This window comes from Novosphingobium sp. BW1 (assembly GCF_008107685.1).
GTDB lineage: Bacteria > Pseudomonadota > Alphaproteobacteria > Sphingomonadales > Sphingomonadaceae > Novosphingobium.
This window is the reverse complement of the sequence record NZ_VIRF01000063.1, coordinates 231,912-249,633: the sequence shown is the minus strand read 5'-3', so window position 1 is coordinate 249,633 and position 17,722 is coordinate 231,912. Positions and strand designations below refer to the sequence as shown.

The following is a 17,722-nucleotide window of genomic DNA, read 5'->3' as shown; positions in this document are numbered from 1 at the left end:
ACGAAGTGGGATGCACGAACAGGAAGAGAAGATGGTTTTCCGAGGGCCATCGCCCTCGGAAATCACTCTTGTTCTTACTCCTCCCACCCTGTCGCAAGATAGCGCTCGGCGAGACCAGCGAGGAACAGTGCGCCACGGGGCAGAACGCTCTCATCGACCATCATCCGGGTCGAATGGATGCCGCAGCACTGACTCCAGTCATCGCCTTCGGCCGCGACGCCCAGGAAGAACATCGCGCCCGGTGTCTTTTCGAGCACATAGGCGAAGTCCTCCGCGCCCATGATCGGATTGGCGAGCCGCTCGAACGTGTCCGCGCCGAAAAGATCGCGGGCCACGCCCTCGCCGAAGTCGACTGCGCCCGCATCGCACATAGTGACGGGGAAGCCCTCGATGATCTCGACCTCGGCGGCAAGGCCGTGGGCCCCGGCGATCCCGGCGGCGAGCGAGGTCACCTCCTCGCGCAACCGCGCCCGGTTGGTGGCCGAAAGCGAACGCATCGTGCCCAGCATGTCGACATGGTCGGGAATGACGTTGTGCGCGCTGCCTGCCGTGATCTTCGAGATGGTGACGACGACCGGATCGAAGACCGAAAACCGGCGCGCAACCATGGTCTGAATGGCGGCCACGATCTCGCAGGCGATGGGCATGGGATCCATCGTGTCGTGCGGCATCGAGGCGTGTCCGCCCCGGCCCTTGACGGTGATTGCAATCTGGTCGGCCGAGGCCATGAGGGGCCCTGCCCGCCCGCCGATCATGCCATGGCGCGCGTTGGGCATGATGTGAAGCGCAAAGGCGGCTTCAGGCAGCGCACGGTCGGTGCCCGGACCGCCGAGCAGGCCATCCTCGAGCATGTAGCGCGCGCCGTGCCAGCCTTCCTCGCCGGGCTGGAACATGAAGCGCACCTCGCCCGTCAGAGTTTCCGCCTTGTCCGCCAGCAACCGCGCCGCGCCCGCCAGCATGGCGACGTGGGTGTCGTGCCCGCAGGCGTGCATCACGCCCGGAATGACGGAGGCGAAATCGAGCCCGGTTTCCTCGGGCATGGCCAGCGCGTCCATATCGCCGCGCAGGAGAACAGAGCGCCCCGGTCCGGCGCGCCCCTGCAATGTGGCGACAAGGCCCGTGGTCGAGGGCCCCTCCTCCCATTCGAGCGGCAGGTCGGCCAGCTCGGCGCGGATCTTGTCGCGCGTCAGGGGCGTGTGAAGGCCCAATTCGGGCTCGGCATGGATCGCGCGGCGCAGGGCCACGATGCGCTCGGAAATGGCGGCGGGGCAGTCAGCCTCGATGGAAACACTCATGGCACCATGATACGCACGGCGCGCAGGGTGTCGAGCGCTGTGAGGGCTCAGGACGCCGCCGCGGCAGCCTTCTCCTCATGTTCGAGGCGGCGCAGCGTGCGCAGCGCCAGACAACCCATGAACAGATACGAGCATGCCCCGCCAATGGCCACGCCCCAAGCCACGCCCGTCGATCCAAAACCGACCAGGAAGACCAGGCTGACAGCCATCGCCACCAGCGCGACCATGCGCGCAAAGAGCGAGAGGTTGGCGCGGCCGGTCGAATGGAGCACCGGCTCGAACGAGACGCTGGCGAGGTCGAAGCTGGCGCCGATCGCAAGCGGTACGAGGATCGCCGCGCCCTGCTCAAAATCATCGCCGCCGATGAGCTGCAGGAGGTACTTGCCCGCCACCAGCGCGAGGACCACAACGAGCAGCGCCGCACCACCCGCGATCTTGCTGGTCTGTCCGACCAGCTTGCGCAGCTCGGAGGCCTCGGACGAGGCGCTGACGTGGGCGACCTCGGCGTAGACCGAGCGTGTGAGCAGGGTGGAGAGTTTGCTCATCGCCTGCGAGAGCTGCGAAGCGAGGCGGTAGAGACCGGCCGCGCTGGTGCTGACCCAGCCACCCACGATGAGCAACGGGCCGTTCTTCATCAGCGCGTCGATCGAAGAGCCGAAATAGGAAACGAGGAAGAAGTGGGCGAGCCCCTCGTTCTCACGCAAGGCCGTGCGCAGACGGCAGAAATTGGAAAGACGGATACCCTCCGGACACAGCCGGCGCGCAACGATCCAGTAGAGCGCAGCCTCCACGATATCGATCGCGGCCCATGCGAACAGGAAGCGTGCCACGCTGGGTCCTGTCAGCCAGATCGCCAGCGCGGCGAGGAGCCGCCCGGTCGGCACCACCGCCTCGACGTAGACCGCCGCATCGAAGCGGTTGAGCGCGCGCACCACGCCGGTCGGCGCGGAGACCAGCGCCCAGAGCGAGGCGCAGCAGAACCAGAACGCGACGCTGACGTAGGCCGGGTTCAGCTCGAGCATATGCCCGAAACCGAAGATGGCGATGGCCGCGACCACCGTGCCCAGCACCGCGCCGATGGCGTCGAGCCCCCCGCACAGCATCGCCAGACGTCCAAAGCGGCCCCATTCCTTTTCATGGACGTGCGCGCTGCCGTAGCGCACGACCACCCGCCAGGTCTGGAAACCGGTCAGCGCGATGATCGCCTGCGCGGTTCCGAAGATGAGCGAGAAGTGGCCGAAGTCCTTCAGGCCCAGGGTGCGCGTCAGGATGGCAAGGTAGGCGATGCTGCACACAGCACCGAATCCCTTGCCGCCCAGCAGCCAGGCGGTGTTGCGAAGGATCCGCCCCAGCGAAGATTCGGTCTTCGGGCGGTTGGGTTTGGCCGACATTGGCGGGCATGTGGACGAGCGCGCGCCGACTTGCAAGCCGTGGATACATGCCGCGCGCGCAAATCAACGCGAAACGGCGCGTTTGCCTTTCCCTTCGCCGCGCCGCGCGCTAGAGGCCTAGGCCTCCCCCAAAGTACACGCAGTGACCCCCATGATCGAACATGCCATCCTCCTGAGCGCCGGCCAGGGCTCGCGCCTCCTCCCCCTCACCGCCGAACGTCCCAAGTGCCTGATCGATTTTTCGGGCCGTTCGCTGATCGCCTGGCAGATCGAGATGCTGGCGCGCGCGGGGATCAAGCGTATCGATGTTGTCACCGGCTTCATGACCGACATGCTCGAAGCCCACCTCGCCGCCATCAAGGACCCGCGGGTCGAAATCACGGTGCGCTTCAACCCCTTCTTCAAGGTCGCCGACAACCTCGGCTCGTGCTGGATCGCGCGCGAGGCGATGCGCGGTGACTTCGTCATCCTGAACGGCGACACGCTGGTGTCCGAAGACATTGCCCGGGCAGTGCTGGCCGAGCCCAACCCGTGGCCCATCGCGGTCACCGTCGACGTCAAGGCCGAGGGCTACGACAGCGATGACATGAAGGTCGAACGCACCCCAGACGGGCGCCTCGTCCATATCGGCAAGACGCTCACCGCCGAACAGTCGAACGCCGAATCGATCGGCTTCCTGGCCTTCCGCGGCGAAGGCGCAGACCTCTTCCGCGAAACCGTACGCAAGGCCATGCGCACCCCTGAAGGCGTCCAGCACTGGTACCTCAAGGTCATCGATTCGATCGCCCCCACCGGCAAGGTCGGCACGCTTTCGATCGAGGGCATGGACTGGGCCGAAGTCGACTTCCTCAACGACATCGAGATCGCAACCCGGCTCACCGACCAGTGGGCCGCCTGATCGCTCCAGCCTGAAAGTCGAAAAAGGCGATTCCAAGAGCGATGGCCCTTGGATCACTTGTTTTCGCCTATTGCCCCTGGCTTTCAGGCCGCGTCTTGAGGGCTCTCCAGCATCGCGAGGATGCGCGCCGCCGCGATCTCGTCGGAGGGCAGGTTCGGATCGCCCACGGCGTGGTGGACGATTTCGGCCTGGCGGGGGGCGAATTCACCGTGCCGCGCGCTCGCACGCTCGAGCGCGGGAACAAGATCCTCGATGCGGTGGACGACTTCACCCGTGCTCCACATCTCGGGCAGTTTGGTGTCGTCACACCCGCCATCGCCAACCTGGTCGATGAACACGCAGGGGCGCTGGTAGATCAGCCATTCGTAGAGCTGGCTGCTAAAATCGCCGAGGTAGATGTCCGCACCCAGCGTATAGGTCATGTCCATTGAAGCCTGCGATCCGGGATCGACCAGCAGCCAGTCGGGATCGCTGAGGCCACGCAGTTGCGCCCGTTCGGCCTCACCCATGCCCTCGCACAGTCGCACGTGAGGCGCGACGACGAGGTTGAAGCGGCCATCGCGGCGCAGCGCCTCGATGAGCCCACGGCCATAGGTCTTCCAGGTGCCGCGCCGGGCATGGAAATGAGGGTTGTAGAGGACGGTCGGGCGCTGGTTGGCGAAGAGGCGGTGACGTTCCAATCGGCCCAGGCGCCGCAAGCCTGCCAGCTTGACCTGCCCCACCACGTCGATCTGCGCATCGTTCAGGAGCCCCAGCGCCACGGTCGAGGCGCGGTCCGCCTCGCCCGAGACGAGCGCGCGGTCGAACAAAGCAAGGCGCCGGTCAACCCCGCCGCCGCCCGCTCGCCGGGCACCGCCCACGCCGTGCGGGATCTGGACCAGCGGCGGGCAGCGGCCGGGCAGCTGCTTCAGGAGCGCCGAGGTGCGCTCGAGCGCGACGATGCAATCGAAACCGCGCAGCGTGCCGGCCCAGCGGGCCAGGCGCAGGACCTTGAGCGGGGACTGCGCGTCGCCCCGGGCGGCGAGCGCCTCGAGCCAGCCGGGCAGCGGCATCTCGCGTACCTGGACCGCTTGGCCATCGAGCTGGGCCAACAACTCGCCCGCGGCCCGTCCATCGCAGCGACGTGCGACGAAGGCCGCGACCTCCACGCCCGCGCGGTGCGAAAGCGCGGCCGCAACGGGCAAACCGTGCAGGAACTGGTGCGCGCCGCCGACCAGCGAAAAAGCGATCCGGACCATGTCGGGGTGGGCTCGGCTCAGGCCCAGAGCGCCTGAAGCGCGCGGCGCATCGCATCCGGCTCGTCGCCTGTCAGCTTATGCGCTTCGCCCAGCGCCGGGGGGCCGGGCCAACCGGCATCGGCAAAGGCGAACCCATGCCATTCGCGCGCGCCTTCGTAGCGGGGAATGACATGGAAATGGACGTGTGGGTCCACCATCATCAGCATGAGATAGTTGAGCTTTTCATAGCCCGAAAAAGTCGCGAGCGCGACCTCGATGTCGCGCGTGATCTCGGCCAGTTCGGCATGCGCACCTGCCGGCAGGTCCCCGAAGGCGATCGCCGTGCTCTTGGCCGCAAGCACCAGGCTGCCAAGCGTAGGCTGGGCCGGCCGGACGAGGACCACCCAGTGCTCGTAGGCCTTCACTTCACTTGCCGGGTAACCAAACTTCTCGAGCGTCGCGTGCATAGTCAACCTTCCGCCAACCACGAGGCTATCTGCCCGCCGCGCGCCTTGTAGACAAGGGCCTGGACCAGGCGCACCGCATGGATGGCACAGCTCAGCCCGGTCCACGCCGCGACGAGCGCCAGACCGATGTCGGGACGCGCGAAGAGCATCGCGACAAAAAGGATCACCATATTGGGGTTGCGCCGCGCGGTGATCAGGCGGAACCAGCTGTCAAAGCGGGTCCAGACATGGATGTGGAGCCCGCCTGCAAGCTGCATGAAGATGCCCTCGATCGCGCGCTGGACCCAGTAGCCCAGCTGGATTACGCCCTGGATCCACCAGAACGTGGCGTTGTCGTAGGCGAGGCCCCAGCTGGCGAGGCCCGTGGCCCATAGCCACCACCAGAACGGGGGATGGACAAGATCCATACCGTGGTCGAAGATATTACCCCAGGCCGAGGAGGTAATGGTGCAGCGCGCGAGCTTGCCGTCCACGGTGTCGAGCACCATGAACACGAGGCCCGTTGCCATGCCCGCCCAGTAGTGGCCGTAGGCAAACAGCACCGTCGCCAACACGCAGAAAACCGCACCCACGAAAGTCACCATGTTGGGGGTCACGTGCCAGCGCGCGCAGATGCGGGTGAGCACCAGCGCCCATTCGGGCCAGAGGTACTTGGTGAGGATGTCGGTCACGCCCTTGTAGGCGCCGAAATAGCTGGCCCGCTCGATCGCGCGCACGGTGTCGGCGCGCAGCGGCATGAGGAAGGGCGTCTCGCGCTTGCGCAGCTGCCTGTTCTCGATCGTCGGGCCATCCTCGAAGGCCAGGACCTGAAGCCCCGCGAGGGTGCGCCCTTGCGCCGCATCGCCGCGCATGGCCGCCGCCAGGGCAGCCGCTTCCTCGCCCGAGCGCGCATGGGCGAGCGCGGGCACACCGCCCAGCGTCAACACCATGCCCGGGTGCGCAAGGATGTGGCGAAACCAGGAGGGGTCCCAGGCAAAATCGGCATGGGCCAGGATCGCGCCCGCCGGGTCCGACCCTGCAATCGCGTCGGAAACCTGCGCGGCCAGCTCCAGGCCAGAGGCGCGGGCGATCCGCCCGACCCGCTCCGTGACCGAAAGGCCCCACAGGATCACGTCGTTGTGCCCGACGACTACGGCGACCGTCAGGTCACCCACTGCATTTTCACCTTGTGCCATGATTGGCCCCTACTGCGAGTTGGACAAACTGGCAATCGGCGGGCCACGGGCTGGCCTTGCGCGAGTCGGGCAGGAGTGTCGAGGGCGACGCACCGGGAACGGACAGCGCCCTGACCTTGCCGCAGTCCCCATCATTTCGTGCCATCAAGACATCACTCGGGCGCAAAACAGCCATCAATATGTCACACAAATGTGTCAGAACGCATTTCGGGATGATTTTTTCCGCGCGAGTCCCTATGTGGAGCGCGTGAACGGATCAATCTACGAATTTGAAGCGATGCCGCGTTTCGGCGATCGCGTGCAGCGCCCTTCGCGCACAGCGGTCGCCCGTGCCCGGGCCGGTCGCGCCGTGCCGCTCGTGGGCATCATCCGTAATCCGCGCAGCCACCGCAACAAGGGCAAGGCCGCGGAAATGGCGGACTGCTCGAACATCCTGACCGAAACTCCGCGCGATCGCAAGGCCTTGCTCGACACGCTCGGCGAATTTGCCCGGCGCGGGATCGACTACCTCGTGATCGATGGCGGCGATGGCACTGTGCGTGACGTGCTGACCTGCGGCACCGAGATCTTCGGCGAGGACTGGCCGCGCCTGATCGTGCTGCCCAAGGGCAAGACCAACGCGCTGACGGTGGACCTGGGTCTGCCCGGCGAATGGTCGCTCACCGAGGCGCTTGCCGCCGCCCACGTGGGCAAGACGGTCACTCGCCACCCGCTACGCATCACCTCTGCCGACGCGGCCGACACCGGCCTCGCCGCGGTCCAGGGCTTCATCCTGGGTTCGGGCGTCTACACGCTGTGCACCGAAGCGGGCCAGGACGCACACCGCCGCGGCGCGTTCAACTCATTGGCGGTGGGCATCTCGATCTTTTCGGGCATCCTCCAGGCGCTCTTCGGCCGCCAGGCCAACACCTGGCGGCGGGGTACACCCACGCGTCTTGTCGACCGCATGACGGGCCGCGCGCTTCCCCATGCCGGAGCCAAGCTCGGCACCGGCGAAACCGACCGCCGCTTCCTCACCATCGCCACCACCTTCGAGCGCTTCCCGCTCGGCATGCGCCCTTTCGGGCGCAAGGTGGCCCCGGGCCTCAAACTCCTCGTGCTCGACCGCGCCAGCCGCCTCGTGCTGGGCCTTGCGCCGCTGGTTATGATGGGTCTGGGCGGGCGCCTGCTGGGCCGCCATGGTCTGCACCGCTTTGCCACCAGCGATGTCGACATGGACATTGAAGGCCCCTTCATCCTCGATGGCGAAGCCTTCCCGGCCGGGCGCTACATTCTGGACGAAGGCCCGCTGCTGACCTTCGTGGTGCCCTGACCCCACCCTGCACGCGCCATCTGGCGCAGGCATTTCCACCCGTTTCTCCATCTGTCTTGATTTCGAGGCGGCCTTGCCTGAGCATAAGGACATGAGCGTAGACCTCCTGGGGCGGATCCGGACCGCACTCGAACGCCCGGTGGAACCGGCTGTGGCGGCTTTCGCGCACCGTCTTGCCGCACAGTCCGCCGTGCCTGTACTTGCCGTGCTGTTCTACGGATCGAACCTGCGCACCGGCTCGCTGGACGGCGTACTCGACTTCTACGTCCTGACCGACACGCCGCAGGTCGAGAAGATCTGGCCGCGCGTCAGCTACCACGAATGGCGCTGCTCGCCCGCCGTCACCGCGCCCGACGGCACCGCACTGCCCGACGCGGACCTGCGCGCCAAGGTCGCGACGATGCCGCTCGAGACTTTTCGCGCGGCCGCCGCCGGAGAGCGCCTCGACACCACCATCTGGGCCCGCTTCGTCCAGCCCAGCGCGCTGGTCTGGAGCCACGACCGCGCCGCCTCGCGCACCGCCGGAGAGGCCGTCGCGGGCGCGGCGAAGACCGCTGCACGCCTTGCCGTCGCACTCGGCCCGGACAGCGGCACTCCTGAGGACTACTGGCGCGCGCTGTTCCGCGCGACCTACGCGGCGGAATTCCGTGTCGAAAAGGCGGGGCGCGAGGATTCGATCCTCTCGGCCAACCGCGAGCATTTCGATGGCCTGCTCCCGCTCGCCCTTGTCGCGCAGGGGATCCCCTTCGCGCGCGGCGGCCCCCAAGGCACGATCCGGCCCGAGCTGGATGCGGCCGCAAAGGCCCGTATCCTCAGCTGGTGGCAGCGCCGCCAGCGGCTGGGCAAGCCCTACAACGTGCTGCGCCTGATCAAGGCCTCGACCACGTTCGAGGGCGCCGCGCGCTACGCCGCCTGGAAGATCGAGCGCCACACCGGCGTGCCCGTCCTCATCACGCCCTGGCGCGAACGTCACCCCGTGCTCGCCGCGCCCAGCGTGCTGTGGAGCGTATGGCGTGCACGTAAGGCCGCGAGTCTCGCCGCCGCTAACTCCCCCGACACGACGGACGACCGCGCCGCGTGACATCTTCACCCCAAGACTCTCCCGCCCCCGCACAGGCCCGCCCCCTGAGCGCTCTCGTGCTGGCCGGTTCGCGACCCGGCGCGCCCGATCTCCTCGCCAGCGAACAAGGCGTCGCGCACAAGGCGCTGATCGAGATTGACGGACAGCCGATGCTCGCGCGCGTGGTCGCCGCCCTCAAAGCCGCCGCAATCGCGCGCATCGCCGTTATCACCAGCACACCCGAAGTGATCGCGCTGGCGCAGGACCTGAGCTGCGAAGTCCTGCCCGCCGAGGCAGGCCCCAGCGCCAGCGTCGCTGCCGGGTTCGCGCACCTGGGCGCGCCAATGCTCGTCACCACCGCCGACCACGCGCTGCTCGACCCGCAGTGGATCACCGATTTCGTGGCGGATGGGGGAGAGGCAGCGGACGTTGCAATTCTGCTTGCCCGGCGCGAGGTGGTGGAGAAGGCGCTGCCCGGCAGCAAGCGCACCTGGCTAAAGATGGCCGACGGCGCTTGGTCGGGCTGCAACCTGTTTCTCCTCGCCCGTCCCGGCGCGGAAGCTGCGATCGAGACCTGGAAGGCCGTCGAGGCCGACCGCAAGCGCCCCTGGCGCATTGCGCTGCGCCTCGGGCCCGGCATCCTCCTGCGCTTTGCGCTGGGACGCCTGACCATGGCCGAGGCGATTGCCCGGCTCGGCGGCAGGATCGGGGTTGCGGCGGTGCGCGTCGCCGCGCGCGACGGCCTCGCCGCGGTCGATGTCGACAAGCCCTCGGACCTTGTCGACGTGCGCGCGATTCTTGCCGCGCGAAAGACATAGTAAGCAGAAAGATGGTTTCCGAGGGCCATCGCCCTCGGGCTCCCCGAACTGCCGAGCGCAGATGGGCCGGACGCCAGCGTGCAGCAGAGAAAAGGGACTGTCCGCCACGGCACTTCCGGCACGAAGTGCGCAGGACGGTTGGGGGGCGAGGGGCGATGGCCCCTTGAAAAGAAGCTTTGTCTGCTCCCCTTACATGTACTTCATCTGCACCCGGATCGACTTCACCTTGGAGCCGACCTCGACGCCGACCTTGGTGTAGCTGGGCTTGCCCAGGTTGAAGATGTTGATCGAGGGGTTGTTGGACATTGCCCCGCCATCCTCGGCGATGTCGGTCTTGCCGTTGCCGTTGAGATCATGGCGCACCGCCACCCCATAGGTGCCCGGCCCCGGAACGGGCAGGCAGAAGGTCATCGTGCCCGCCTTGGCCGGAACCTCGATGCGCGAGAGCCAGTGGCCCTTCTCGAGCCAGTCGGCCTTGGTCGCGCGGTAGGACTGCACGCGCATGTTCCCGCGCGAGGCCTTCACCCCGTCAACCGTGACCAGCAGGCCCGGCCCGCTCGCGCTCGTGCACTTACGCAGGTCGTTCGAAATCTCGTTACGAAACTGCGCGGATGCGGGTGTCGCGGCTGCCACGGCCAGAAGGCTGACCAGCGCAAACGCGCCCATTCTGTGTCGAATCATGTCGATCCAATCCTCAAGACAACTCGTTTTTCCGGCGGCCTATCCTCCCATCGGACAGCGCCCCTCCCGAGCAAAGCCCGGGACTTCATAGAGGTTCTTAGGTCTGACGCGCTGAATAGGCACTGAATTTCAAGCACTCCCTGCACACAGTCTCCAAGATGGGCTTGCACGCGAGACGAAAGACGCTATCCGCGCGTCGATCCGGATCGGAGGCAAACCCCACATCGTGTGTGGAAAACGGCCCGATCCTGCCTTGTCGCCCCAACATGGGGTGCCGTATCTGGATGGCTAGAGGAGTTTCACGAGATCCATGACCACGCCGCTCATTTCCCCGTCGATCCTGTCCGCTGATTTTGCTCGTCTGGGCGAAGAAGTGCGCGCGATCGATGAAGCCGGGGCCGACTGGATCCACGTCGATGTCATGGACGGCCACTTCGTGCCCAATATCACCATCGGTCCGGCCGTGGTCAAGGCGCTGCGCCCGCACTCGGCCAAGACCTTTGACGTCCACCTCATGATCTCGCCAGTCGATGCCTACCTCGAAGCCTTTGCGGACGCAGGCGCGGACATTATTACCGTCCACCCCGAAGCCGGCCCGCACATCCACCGCACGGTACAGACGATCAAGAAGCTGGGCAAGAAGGCCGGCGTCTCGCTCAACCCAGCGACGCCCGCAAAGATGCTCGACTACCTCATCGACGAGATCGACCTCGTCCTCATCATGAGCGTGAACCCCGGTTTCGGCGGACAGAGCTTCATCTCCAGCCAGCTGCGCAAGATCGAAGCCGTGCGCAAGATGATCGAGAAGTCGGGCCGCGACATTCAGATCGAGGTCGATGGCGGCGTCGATGGCGTCACCGCGCCGCAGTGCGTGGCCGCCGGTGCCGACGTTCTGGTTGCCGGATCCGCCACCTTCAAGGGTGGCCCTGATCACTACGCGGCCAACATCCGCAGGCTCAAGGGCCTCGACTGAGCACGGTGCGGCGCGATTTTCCCCTCGACGCCGCCACGCGCAACCAGGAGCCCCCTTCGGCCGTTCCGCTACCGGCAGACGCCGCCGAGCCGGGCGTCGAGGAGGGCTCCATGTACAAACCCGCAGAAGACAGCGCCGCGCGCCGCGTGGACCCGCCTCTGGGAGATACATCCGTGCCCGAGGGTGCCGAGCCCCCCGTCGTCGGGGTCGACCAGTCCGAAACCGGCCGCGCGCTTGCGCTGGTCGACTTTGCGGCGCCCACCGTCAGCGCGGGCGAACGCCTGATCCGCTTTGCCTACAAGCTGGGCGTGCCGGGCACGATGCTGACCGCTCCGATGGGCAAGAAGGCCCGCATGCGCCTGCTGGCCACCGTGCGTGGCACCGTGCCGGGCGACAAGGCAGCCGGCACCGCGCTGCGCGCGGGACATTTCCTTGTTCATGGCGCGCGCACGCCGATCACCCAGGTCGATTTCGGCGGTGCGGCGCGCGTCCCCCCCCCGCTCGAGCGCACCGTGCACAGCTTCGCCTGGCTCGCCGACCTCGAAGCTTGCGGGCCCCGCGAACAGGTCGCCCCCGTGGCCGAACGCATCCTCACCTCCTGGCTTCAGGCCAACCCCAGGGCCCCCACCAAGACCGGCAAGGCGACCCGTGGGCCGGCCTGGACGGTGGGGCACACTGGCGCGCGCCTGCTCAACTGGCTGGTCCATGCCCCTCTCATCCTCTCGGGCGAAAAGGCACTGCGCGTGCGCATGCTGCGCCACATTGCCGAGACCGCCCGCTGGCTCGACCGGCAGGTCCACCACGCCGAGGATTCGCTAGGCGCGGTCGCGGGCTGGTGCGGCCTTGTCGCCTGCGGCCTGCTGCTGCCCGAAGGCCGCCCGCGCCGCCTCTACGGCGAAGCCGGGCTAATGAAGGCGCTGGGCGAACTGATGGGCGATGACGGCGGTGTCCTCTCGCGCAGCCCGCTCGCCCAGATGGAGGCGATCGCCCTCCTCGTGCGCCTGCGCAATTGCTACCAGGCCACCCGGCGCGACAGCACCGAGGCGATGGAGCACGTCATCGAGATGCTCGTGCCCCCGCTCCTCGCGTTGTGCCATGGCGATGGTTCGCTGGGCTCGTGGCAGGGCGGCTGGGCGGTTCCGGCCGACACCGTCGACGGCCTCATTGCGGCAAGCGGCGTGCGCACCCGTCCGCTGCGCGACGTGCGCCAGTGGGGTTACCAGCGTGTTGCCGCGCACAAGTCGATCCTGCAGTTCGACACCGCCCCGCCGCCGATGCCGCGCGACGGGCGCTTTGGCTGTGCGTCCACCCTTGCCTTCGAATTCTCGCACAACCGCCAGCGCATGATCGTCAACTGCGGCGGCGCGGCAAGCGCGGGCGGGCTTGTCCCCGCGCGGCTCGACCAGGGTCTGCGCGCCACCGCCGCGCACTCCACCCTCACGCTCGACGATGCCAATTCCACCGCTATCCTCATCAACGGCGCGATCGGCCAGGGCGTCACCGCCGTCGATGTCGACCGTAAGACGATGGAGACCGACAGCGGCGCACGCGCGACCCGGCTCGAGGCCAGCCACAACGGCTATGCCCAGCGCTACACGCTGACCCACCGCCGCATCCTGATCCTGCGCGACGACGGCACCGAGTTGCGCGGCGAGGACATGCTGCTGCCCTCCGGGCGCAAGGCCAAGCGTGGCAAGGTGGGCTTTGCGATCCGCTTCCACCTCGCCCCCGAAGTCACCGTCGCCCCCACCGAGGACGGCCAGGGCGCTGCCCTCGTCCTTGCCGACGGCAGCTACTGGCAGTTCCGCGCGGGCGCGGGCACCGTCGAGATCGAGGATTCGCTCTGGGTCGATGGCCAGGGCCGCCCCCAGGCCACCCACCAGATCGTCCTCCAGGGCCTCGCCTCACGCGGCGGCGGCACCTTCAGCTGGCTCTTCAAGAAGATGGGCTGAGCCCTCAGGGGCTCTTGAATATGGGAAGAAAAGACAAATCCGAGAGCCATCGCCCCCGGGCTCCCCGAACTGTCGAGCGCAGTGCGAACCAGGCGCTTATACTCACCCGCAACGTCGCCGTTCGACCCTTGTCGATCGTTTGGCCGGGCTTTGTTGCGCAAATCAGTCGCCGCTCAACAGTTGACCTTTGATGGCATTGGGTCACGCGACACGCTGCGTTTGAGGATGGCGGCGCGGACTTGCATTTCGGCGACCTGGCGATCGAAGTCTCGTGCCATGATGCGCTGGCCCAGCAGCTTGAAGCGATGCATTTTCGTTTCGACCTGGCTGCGCTGGTGACAGCCGCTCCATCGCTTCCAGATCGCCCTGCCAAACTATTGGCTTGAGCGCACGATTTCGTTGCGGGCCGCAACGCCCGGCGTACTCTGGGGCCAGGCCAGCGCATTGCTGCGGGCGGGAATGATGGCGCAGGCATCGCGCGCGGCAATGGCTTCGTGACAGGTTCTTGTGTCGAAAGCACCATCGGCGCTGACGCTCGCGATGGCGTGATCGGGTGGGATCTGGTCCCGCAGTTCGGGTAGCATGGGGGCATTGCCAACCCGGCTTCCGGTCACTTCGATAACGCGGATATCCAACGATCCGAGGTTCACACCAAGTGGACCTTGCGCCACTGGCGGCGTTTGGACGGGCTATGCTTGCGCCGGCACCATTCCCCGTCATCCACCGCGTTGATGCCCGTGCTGTCGATCAGCAGGTGCAGCGGCTCGGAACTGGGCTGGCAAGGAATCTCGACAAGCAAGGTCTTCTGCCTCTGTCTCAGCGTGCTGAAATCCGGCACCGGCCAATCGAGCCCGGCCATCTCGAGAAGGCTGGAAACCATGCCGGTGGTCTGGCGCAAGGGGAGCTTGAACACGCCCTTCAGGGTCAAGCAGGCCTGGATTGCGGCTTCCGAAACCACCGGCTGACGCCCGCGCTTGCCGGTGGGCGCGGACGGCCATTGCATCCCGGGATCAAACCAGACCTGAAGCGAACCTCTCTGCGCCAGCGCTGCATTGTCGGACTTCCCGTTCGTCGTGCGGTAGCGGGCCCGGGGCGGTTTGCTCATCGCCGCACCCTAACCAACTGGATTCACCAACGGAATCCCTTGGGTGTTTGCGCAACAAAGCCCCCAAAAGGTCTGTGAAGGGAGGGGCGTTAGCCGCTATCGATGAGCGATGTTTGCAAACGTCCGTACCACACCTATTTCCGCCGTTCCGGCCGGCATTGATTGTGTCCACGCCGCCTAGTGGTATTTGGCACGCTATCGGATAGGGCGCGTTCAAATGTCAAAATCAATCCACTAGAGACCGGAAACCAGTGCCAGACGTACCGCCTCCACCCGGCCGCTCACCTCCAGCTTCATGTAGAGGCGCCGGATGAAATTGCGGACGGTGTGCGGCGATAATTCCAGCGAACAGGCGATCTGATCATTGGTCCGCCCCTGCACGATCAGCCGCAGCACTTGCGCCTCGCGCCGGGAAAGGCCCCATTGACCGCCCCAGCCTGCGCGATTGGCTTGATCTGCAAATTGCGGCGCGCGACGATCCGCCACATCGCATGTCCTCACCGACACGCGCGGCGAGGCACCCGATTGCCGGACCGCAATATCAAGCGCCAGAGCGGCCTGCTCGAACAGCGCCTCGGGTGTCGGCATCTGGCCCGGCATCAGGCTGGCGATTCCCAGTGAGAGGGAGAGCGGAATGAAGGTTCCGCGCCACAGCACCGCGTCGGCAAAGTCCTCCGGCAATTGCTGCGCACCGCGGCGCCCCGTCAGACGTGCACCGTTGGCGAGCACCGCGAATGTCCTGCCGCCAAGCCGTGTTGGCATATGCATCCCGGTACTGCCCGCGGAAAGCCGCCGGGCCAGCGCGATCAGGCAGGCATCGCCGGCCGAAGTACCCCACTGCCGGTTGATCTCCCGCAGGTTGTCGATCCTGAACACGGTGAGCGCCTTCAAGGCAGCCAGTGTGACGCCTCCGGGCGCCAGATCGAGGAAATCGGCCTGAAACTGGGCGCGCGTCGGCAACCCGGTCAGCGGGTCGAACTGCCCTGAGCCGCGTTGCAAGGTCCACTGAATATGGGCGCTGGTGATATCCTCCTTGGTCCCGAATAACGCGAGTGGCTTTCCCCGGTGGGAGCGCGTAGCCGCTTTCACCCGTATCCAGCGTTCCTCGGCATCGGGCCGGATGATCCGGGCTTCCAGCGAGAACGTGCCGCAATCGGCGATGGCGCACGAGCGCAGCCGGTGCAGCATTTCACGGGACTCTTCGCAATACATCGCCACCGTATCGGTGCGCTCGATGCGATCGGACTGTTGCAGGCCAAAGATATCGAAGACCATCGGGCTCCACGTCAGCGTCTCGTCGCGCAAGTCGCAGGACCAGGCGCCGATGCCGGCAACCGCTAGTGCATCGCTATAAAACTCGGCCGCCCAAGGGGTGGCGTTCCCGCCGCTTGCGCGATCCCCCAAGCCATGGCTTTCATGATCCGAACGTACTGCACGTGCATGCATTGCGACACGATCCCCCTGTCTGCGCACCCCCTATGCCAACCCCTTCGCACAGTCTCGGCACAACGCATTCATCGCTAAGAGAAATTTACCATAAGTTCAATAATGCACGTTTGCAAAACGGCCGCTTGAAGCGTTGCGCTAATCTCCGCCGGGGCTGCCATCGTCACCTTGCCCGGATGGCCGCGAGCGCCCCACTTTGCACGATGCAATAAATCGAACGCTGTGGCCCGATCGGGCCACATACATACCCATATCCCGATGCCATAGGCAGGGCCAAACCACCCGCCCGCGCCAAAGGTTTTGCCAATACGGAATACTGGCAGGCAAGGGCAGCCACATGTCTACCGCTTGATCACCACGGCTTCGATTTACCGGTACCACGCAACAAGAGTCGCCAATGCCAAAAACGATTATCGGCTTGTTCAAATGTCTTTTCAATCGACACGAACCGGTACGCCCCCACGTGAACTGGGATGGGCAGCATTTCGTCGGAAACTGCAAGTACTGCGACAAGCCGATTCGCAGGAAAGTGCATAAACAATGGCGCCACGACTGGCTTGCCAGCGCTGATAGCCATTAGAGCGCAGACTCATTAATTGGCACACCAGAGGCGCACGCAGACGAGCTTGATGGCGGCGAGGTCGTTTTCGGGGCATTTGTCGTATCGCGTTGCGATGCCCCGGAATTGCTTGATCTGGTTGAAGAAGCGTTCGACCGGATTGCACTGCTTGTAGAGCCAAGGCGAGAAGCCGAAGCGCTTTTTGCGGTTGGAGCGGTTGGGAATGTTGGCCCAGATGCCCCGAGCCGCGGCCGCCTTGCGTGTGGCATTGCTGTCATAGCCCTTGTCGCCCAGGAGTGTGGCGCCTTCAGAAATGACTTCGATCAGGGCCTCGGCCTCGCAGGTGTCGTGGACCTGCCCGCCAGTCAGCCGCAATCCGATAGGACGTCCGCGAGCATCGACAAGTGCGGGGAGTTTGCTGGTAAGACCGCCCCGGGAACGTCCCATGCCACGATCGCAGGATTTCCCCTTTTACCCGTCGCACCATGCTGGTGGACGCGAATACAGGTAGGATCGATCACGATCAGATCGCCATCGTAATCCGCCGAGACGGCTGACAGCAGCCGGTCCCAGACGCCGGCTTTGCGCCAGCGCACGAACCGGTTGTAGCAGGTCGTTGAGGGCCCTGCGATCATCCACCCGAGCCACGCCGCGTGGTTTATTGGGCAGCAAGGGCTCGATGATTGCCCATTCCCGATCCGTCAATCGTAGCGCCGCCGTGCCATCACCCCTCTCCAATCTTGGAGCGCTGTGAATCAGCATATCCGGCAAACCTCAAGCCGCTTTATGAGCTTACGCCCTAGGCCGCCCTTTCGTATCGAAGAAATTGATCAGCTGATGATCTCGGGCGGGCATTTCGGAAAAACACGGATGGCATCTTCTGAACATGCTATAATGTTCTTGAACGTAAGCAATGTCGGCACTTCCAGAAAGCATATCGCTCGAAGGTTACTTCCGGAATCGACGATTTTGCACTCCGGAGCCAACGGTCTCCAATATCCCAGCGCAAGCCGCTCGGCCGACGTAGCGCAGCCGCTGAGCGAACGTCGGCTTACCTTGGCCGGTCGCTCCAAAAGCGACAGTCGGCTAGGTCCCAAAAGCAGGCCTCCCGGCGCGCCCTGCTCTGTCCGATTCCGGGAGCGCGAGGGCGATGGCCCTCGCATTAGCCTCGCTTGGTTTCCTGGCGGCTCGGGATTTTGCTTTCCTACACCCGCGCCCTCGTGCGAGACCGGACGAATGCGGTCGCACGCCTCATTCTCCCCTTGGAACCAAACGCCCTCCCAAGGTGACACGAGGGGGCCGGTGACAGCCCCTGGAGAGTGTCACCTGTGTCAACTTTGTGTCACCCTGTCCGCCCTTCGGGTGCGCAGGCG

The 17,722-nt window shown here is 65.8% G+C and carries 14 protein-coding genes and 2 pseudogenes; 6 read left to right on the top strand and 10 right to left on the bottom strand.

Going from position 1 to position 17,722, the window contains the following annotated elements; all coding sequences use genetic code 11:
• Positions 1-74 precede the first annotated feature (74 nt).
• Both FMM79_RS08800 and FMM79_RS08795 read right to left on the bottom strand, forming a co-directional pair.
• On the bottom strand, positions 75-1,295 hold the full coding sequence (locus tag FMM79_RS08800; RefSeq protein WP_148627107.1) for a M20 family metallopeptidase: 1,221 nt from the start codon (positions 1,293-1,295) through the stop codon (positions 75-77).
• Between the two features lie 47 nt (positions 1,296-1,342).
• Positions 1,343-2,686, bottom strand: coding sequence for a lipopolysaccharide biosynthesis protein (locus tag FMM79_RS08795; protein ID WP_148627106.1), 1,344 nt, complete (start codon positions 2,684-2,686; stop codon positions 1,343-1,345).
• A 151-nt stretch (positions 2,687-2,837) separates the two neighbouring features.
• On the opposite strand from FMM79_RS08795, the gene FMM79_RS08790 reads away from it, so the two are divergent.
• Positions 2,838-3,584, top strand: a complete 747-nt coding sequence (locus FMM79_RS08790; RefSeq protein ID WP_148627105.1) for a sugar phosphate nucleotidyltransferase — start codon at positions 2,838-2,840, stop codon at positions 3,582-3,584.
• A gap of 83 nt (positions 3,585-3,667) precedes the next feature.
• On the opposite strand, the gene FMM79_RS08785 is transcribed toward FMM79_RS08790, so the two are convergent.
• Genes FMM79_RS08785 through FMM79_RS08775 form a run of 3 tightly spaced genes read right to left on the bottom strand, consistent with a single transcriptional unit; the run spans position 3,668 to position 6,443 of the window.
• Positions 3,668-4,822 carry a glycosyl transferase gene (locus FMM79_RS08785; RefSeq protein WP_148627104.1) on the bottom strand — a complete coding sequence of 385 codons (1,155 nt, stop codon included), beginning with the start codon at positions 4,820-4,822 and terminating at the stop codon, positions 3,668-3,670.
• A gap of 17 nt (positions 4,823-4,839) precedes the next feature.
• Positions 4,840-5,268: an HIT family protein gene (locus FMM79_RS08780; RefSeq protein ID WP_148627103.1), complete on the bottom strand. Its 429-nt coding sequence runs from the start codon at positions 5,266-5,268 to the stop codon at positions 4,840-4,842.
• 2 nt (positions 5,269-5,270) lie between these two features.
• On the bottom strand, positions 5,271-6,443 hold the full coding sequence (locus FMM79_RS08775; protein ID WP_148627102.1) for a CDP-alcohol phosphatidyltransferase family protein: 1,173 nt from the start codon (positions 6,441-6,443) through the stop codon (positions 5,271-5,273).
• A 247-nt stretch (positions 6,444-6,690) separates the two neighbouring features.
• Between FMM79_RS08775 and FMM79_RS08770 the strand changes: the two genes are divergently transcribed.
• The 3 genes from FMM79_RS08770 (at position 6,691) to FMM79_RS08760 (ending at position 9,633) form a co-directional block, all read left to right on the top strand.
• Positions 6,691-7,755 carry a diacylglycerol kinase family protein gene (locus FMM79_RS08770; RefSeq protein WP_148627101.1) on the top strand — a complete coding sequence of 355 codons (1,065 nt, stop codon included), beginning with the start codon at positions 6,691-6,693 and terminating at the stop codon, positions 7,753-7,755.
• 91 nt (positions 7,756-7,846) lie between these two features.
• Positions 7,847-8,836 (top strand): hypothetical protein, encoded by a 990-nt coding sequence (locus FMM79_RS08765; protein WP_148627100.1) that lies wholly within the window; start codon positions 7,847-7,849, stop codon positions 8,834-8,836.
• Positions 8,833-9,633, top strand: a complete 801-nt coding sequence (locus tag FMM79_RS08760) for an NTP transferase domain-containing protein (protein ID WP_240339065.1) — start codon at positions 8,833-8,835, stop codon at positions 9,631-9,633. Before FMM79_RS08765 ends, FMM79_RS08760 begins: the two co-directional genes overlap by 4 nt.
• Before the next feature lie 189 nt (positions 9,634-9,822).
• On the opposite strand, the gene FMM79_RS08755 is transcribed toward FMM79_RS08760, so the two are convergent.
• Positions 9,823-10,314, bottom strand: a complete 492-nt coding sequence (locus tag FMM79_RS08755; protein WP_148627099.1) for a DUF2141 domain-containing protein — start codon at positions 10,312-10,314, stop codon at positions 9,823-9,825.
• A 310-nt stretch (positions 10,315-10,624) separates the two neighbouring features.
• On the opposite strand from FMM79_RS08755, the gene rpe reads away from it, so the two are divergent.
• Positions 10,625-11,287, top strand: a complete 663-nt coding sequence (gene rpe / locus FMM79_RS08750; protein WP_148627098.1) for a ribulose-phosphate 3-epimerase — start codon at positions 10,625-10,627, stop codon at positions 11,285-11,287.
• Positions 11,288-11,397: 110 nt separating this feature from the next.
• Entirely contained in the window at positions 11,398-13,239 is a 1,842-nt protein-coding gene (locus tag FMM79_RS08745; RefSeq protein WP_148627097.1) for a heparinase II/III family protein, read from the top strand.
• Between the two features lie 173 nt (positions 13,240-13,412).
• Here FMM79_RS08745 and FMM79_RS08740 read toward each other — a convergent pair.
• From FMM79_RS08740 to FMM79_RS08725, 4 genes and pseudogenes are all read right to left on the bottom strand, one after another.
• Positions 13,413-14,344, bottom strand: a pseudogene (locus FMM79_RS08740) (IS5 family transposase).
• Between the two features lie 234 nt (positions 14,345-14,578).
• Positions 14,579-15,790 (bottom strand): LuxR C-terminal-related transcriptional regulator, encoded by a 1,212-nt coding sequence (locus FMM79_RS08735; RefSeq protein ID WP_148627096.1) that lies wholly within the window; start codon positions 15,788-15,790, stop codon positions 14,579-14,581.
• Positions 15,791-16,142: 352 nt separating this feature from the next.
• Positions 16,143-16,367 (bottom strand): hypothetical protein, encoded by a 225-nt coding sequence (locus FMM79_RS08730; RefSeq protein WP_148627095.1) that lies wholly within the window; start codon positions 16,365-16,367, stop codon positions 16,143-16,145.
• A gap of 15 nt (positions 16,368-16,382) precedes the next feature.
• Positions 16,383-17,074 (bottom strand): annotated as a pseudogene (locus FMM79_RS08725) (IS5 family transposase).
• Positions 17,075-17,722: the final 648 nt, after the last annotated feature.

Coding starts and splice junctions, on each gene's coding strand:
- FMM79_RS08795 (WP_148627106.1), bottom strand. CDS start 2,686: ATGTCGGCCAAACCCAACCGCCCGAAGACCGAATCTTCGCTGGGGCGG.
- rpe (WP_148627098.1), top strand. CDS start 10,625: ATGACCACGCCGCTCATTTCCCCGTCGATCCTGTCCGCTGATTTTGCT.
- FMM79_RS08745 (WP_148627097.1), top strand. CDS start 11,398: ATGTACAAACCCGCAGAAGACAGCGCCGCGCGCCGCGTGGACCCGCCT.
- FMM79_RS08735 (WP_148627096.1), bottom strand. CDS start 15,790: ATGCATGCACGTGCAGTACGTTCGGATCATGAAAGCCATGGCTTGGGG.
- FMM79_RS08730 (WP_148627095.1), bottom strand. CDS start 16,367: ATGGCTATCAGCGCTGGCAAGCCAGTCGTGGCGCCATTGTTTATGCAC.
- FMM79_RS08775 (WP_148627102.1), bottom strand. CDS start 6,443: ATGGCACAAGGTGAAAATGCAGTGGGTGACCTGACGGTCGCCGTAGTC.
- FMM79_RS08790 (WP_148627105.1), top strand. CDS start 2,838: ATGATCGAACATGCCATCCTCCTGAGCGCCGGCCAGGGCTCGCGCCTC.
- FMM79_RS08800 (WP_148627107.1), bottom strand. CDS start 1,295: ATGAGTGTTTCCATCGAGGCTGACTGCCCCGCCGCCATTTCCGAGCGC.
- FMM79_RS08785 (WP_148627104.1), bottom strand. CDS start 4,822: ATGGTCCGGATCGCTTTTTCGCTGGTCGGCGGCGCGCACCAGTTCCTG.
- FMM79_RS08765 (WP_148627100.1), top strand. CDS start 7,847: ATGAGCGTAGACCTCCTGGGGCGGATCCGGACCGCACTCGAACGCCCG.
- FMM79_RS08780 (WP_148627103.1), bottom strand. CDS start 5,268: ATGCACGCGACGCTCGAGAAGTTTGGTTACCCGGCAAGTGAAGTGAAG.
- FMM79_RS08755 (WP_148627099.1), bottom strand. CDS start 10,314: ATGATTCGACACAGAATGGGCGCGTTTGCGCTGGTCAGCCTTCTGGCC.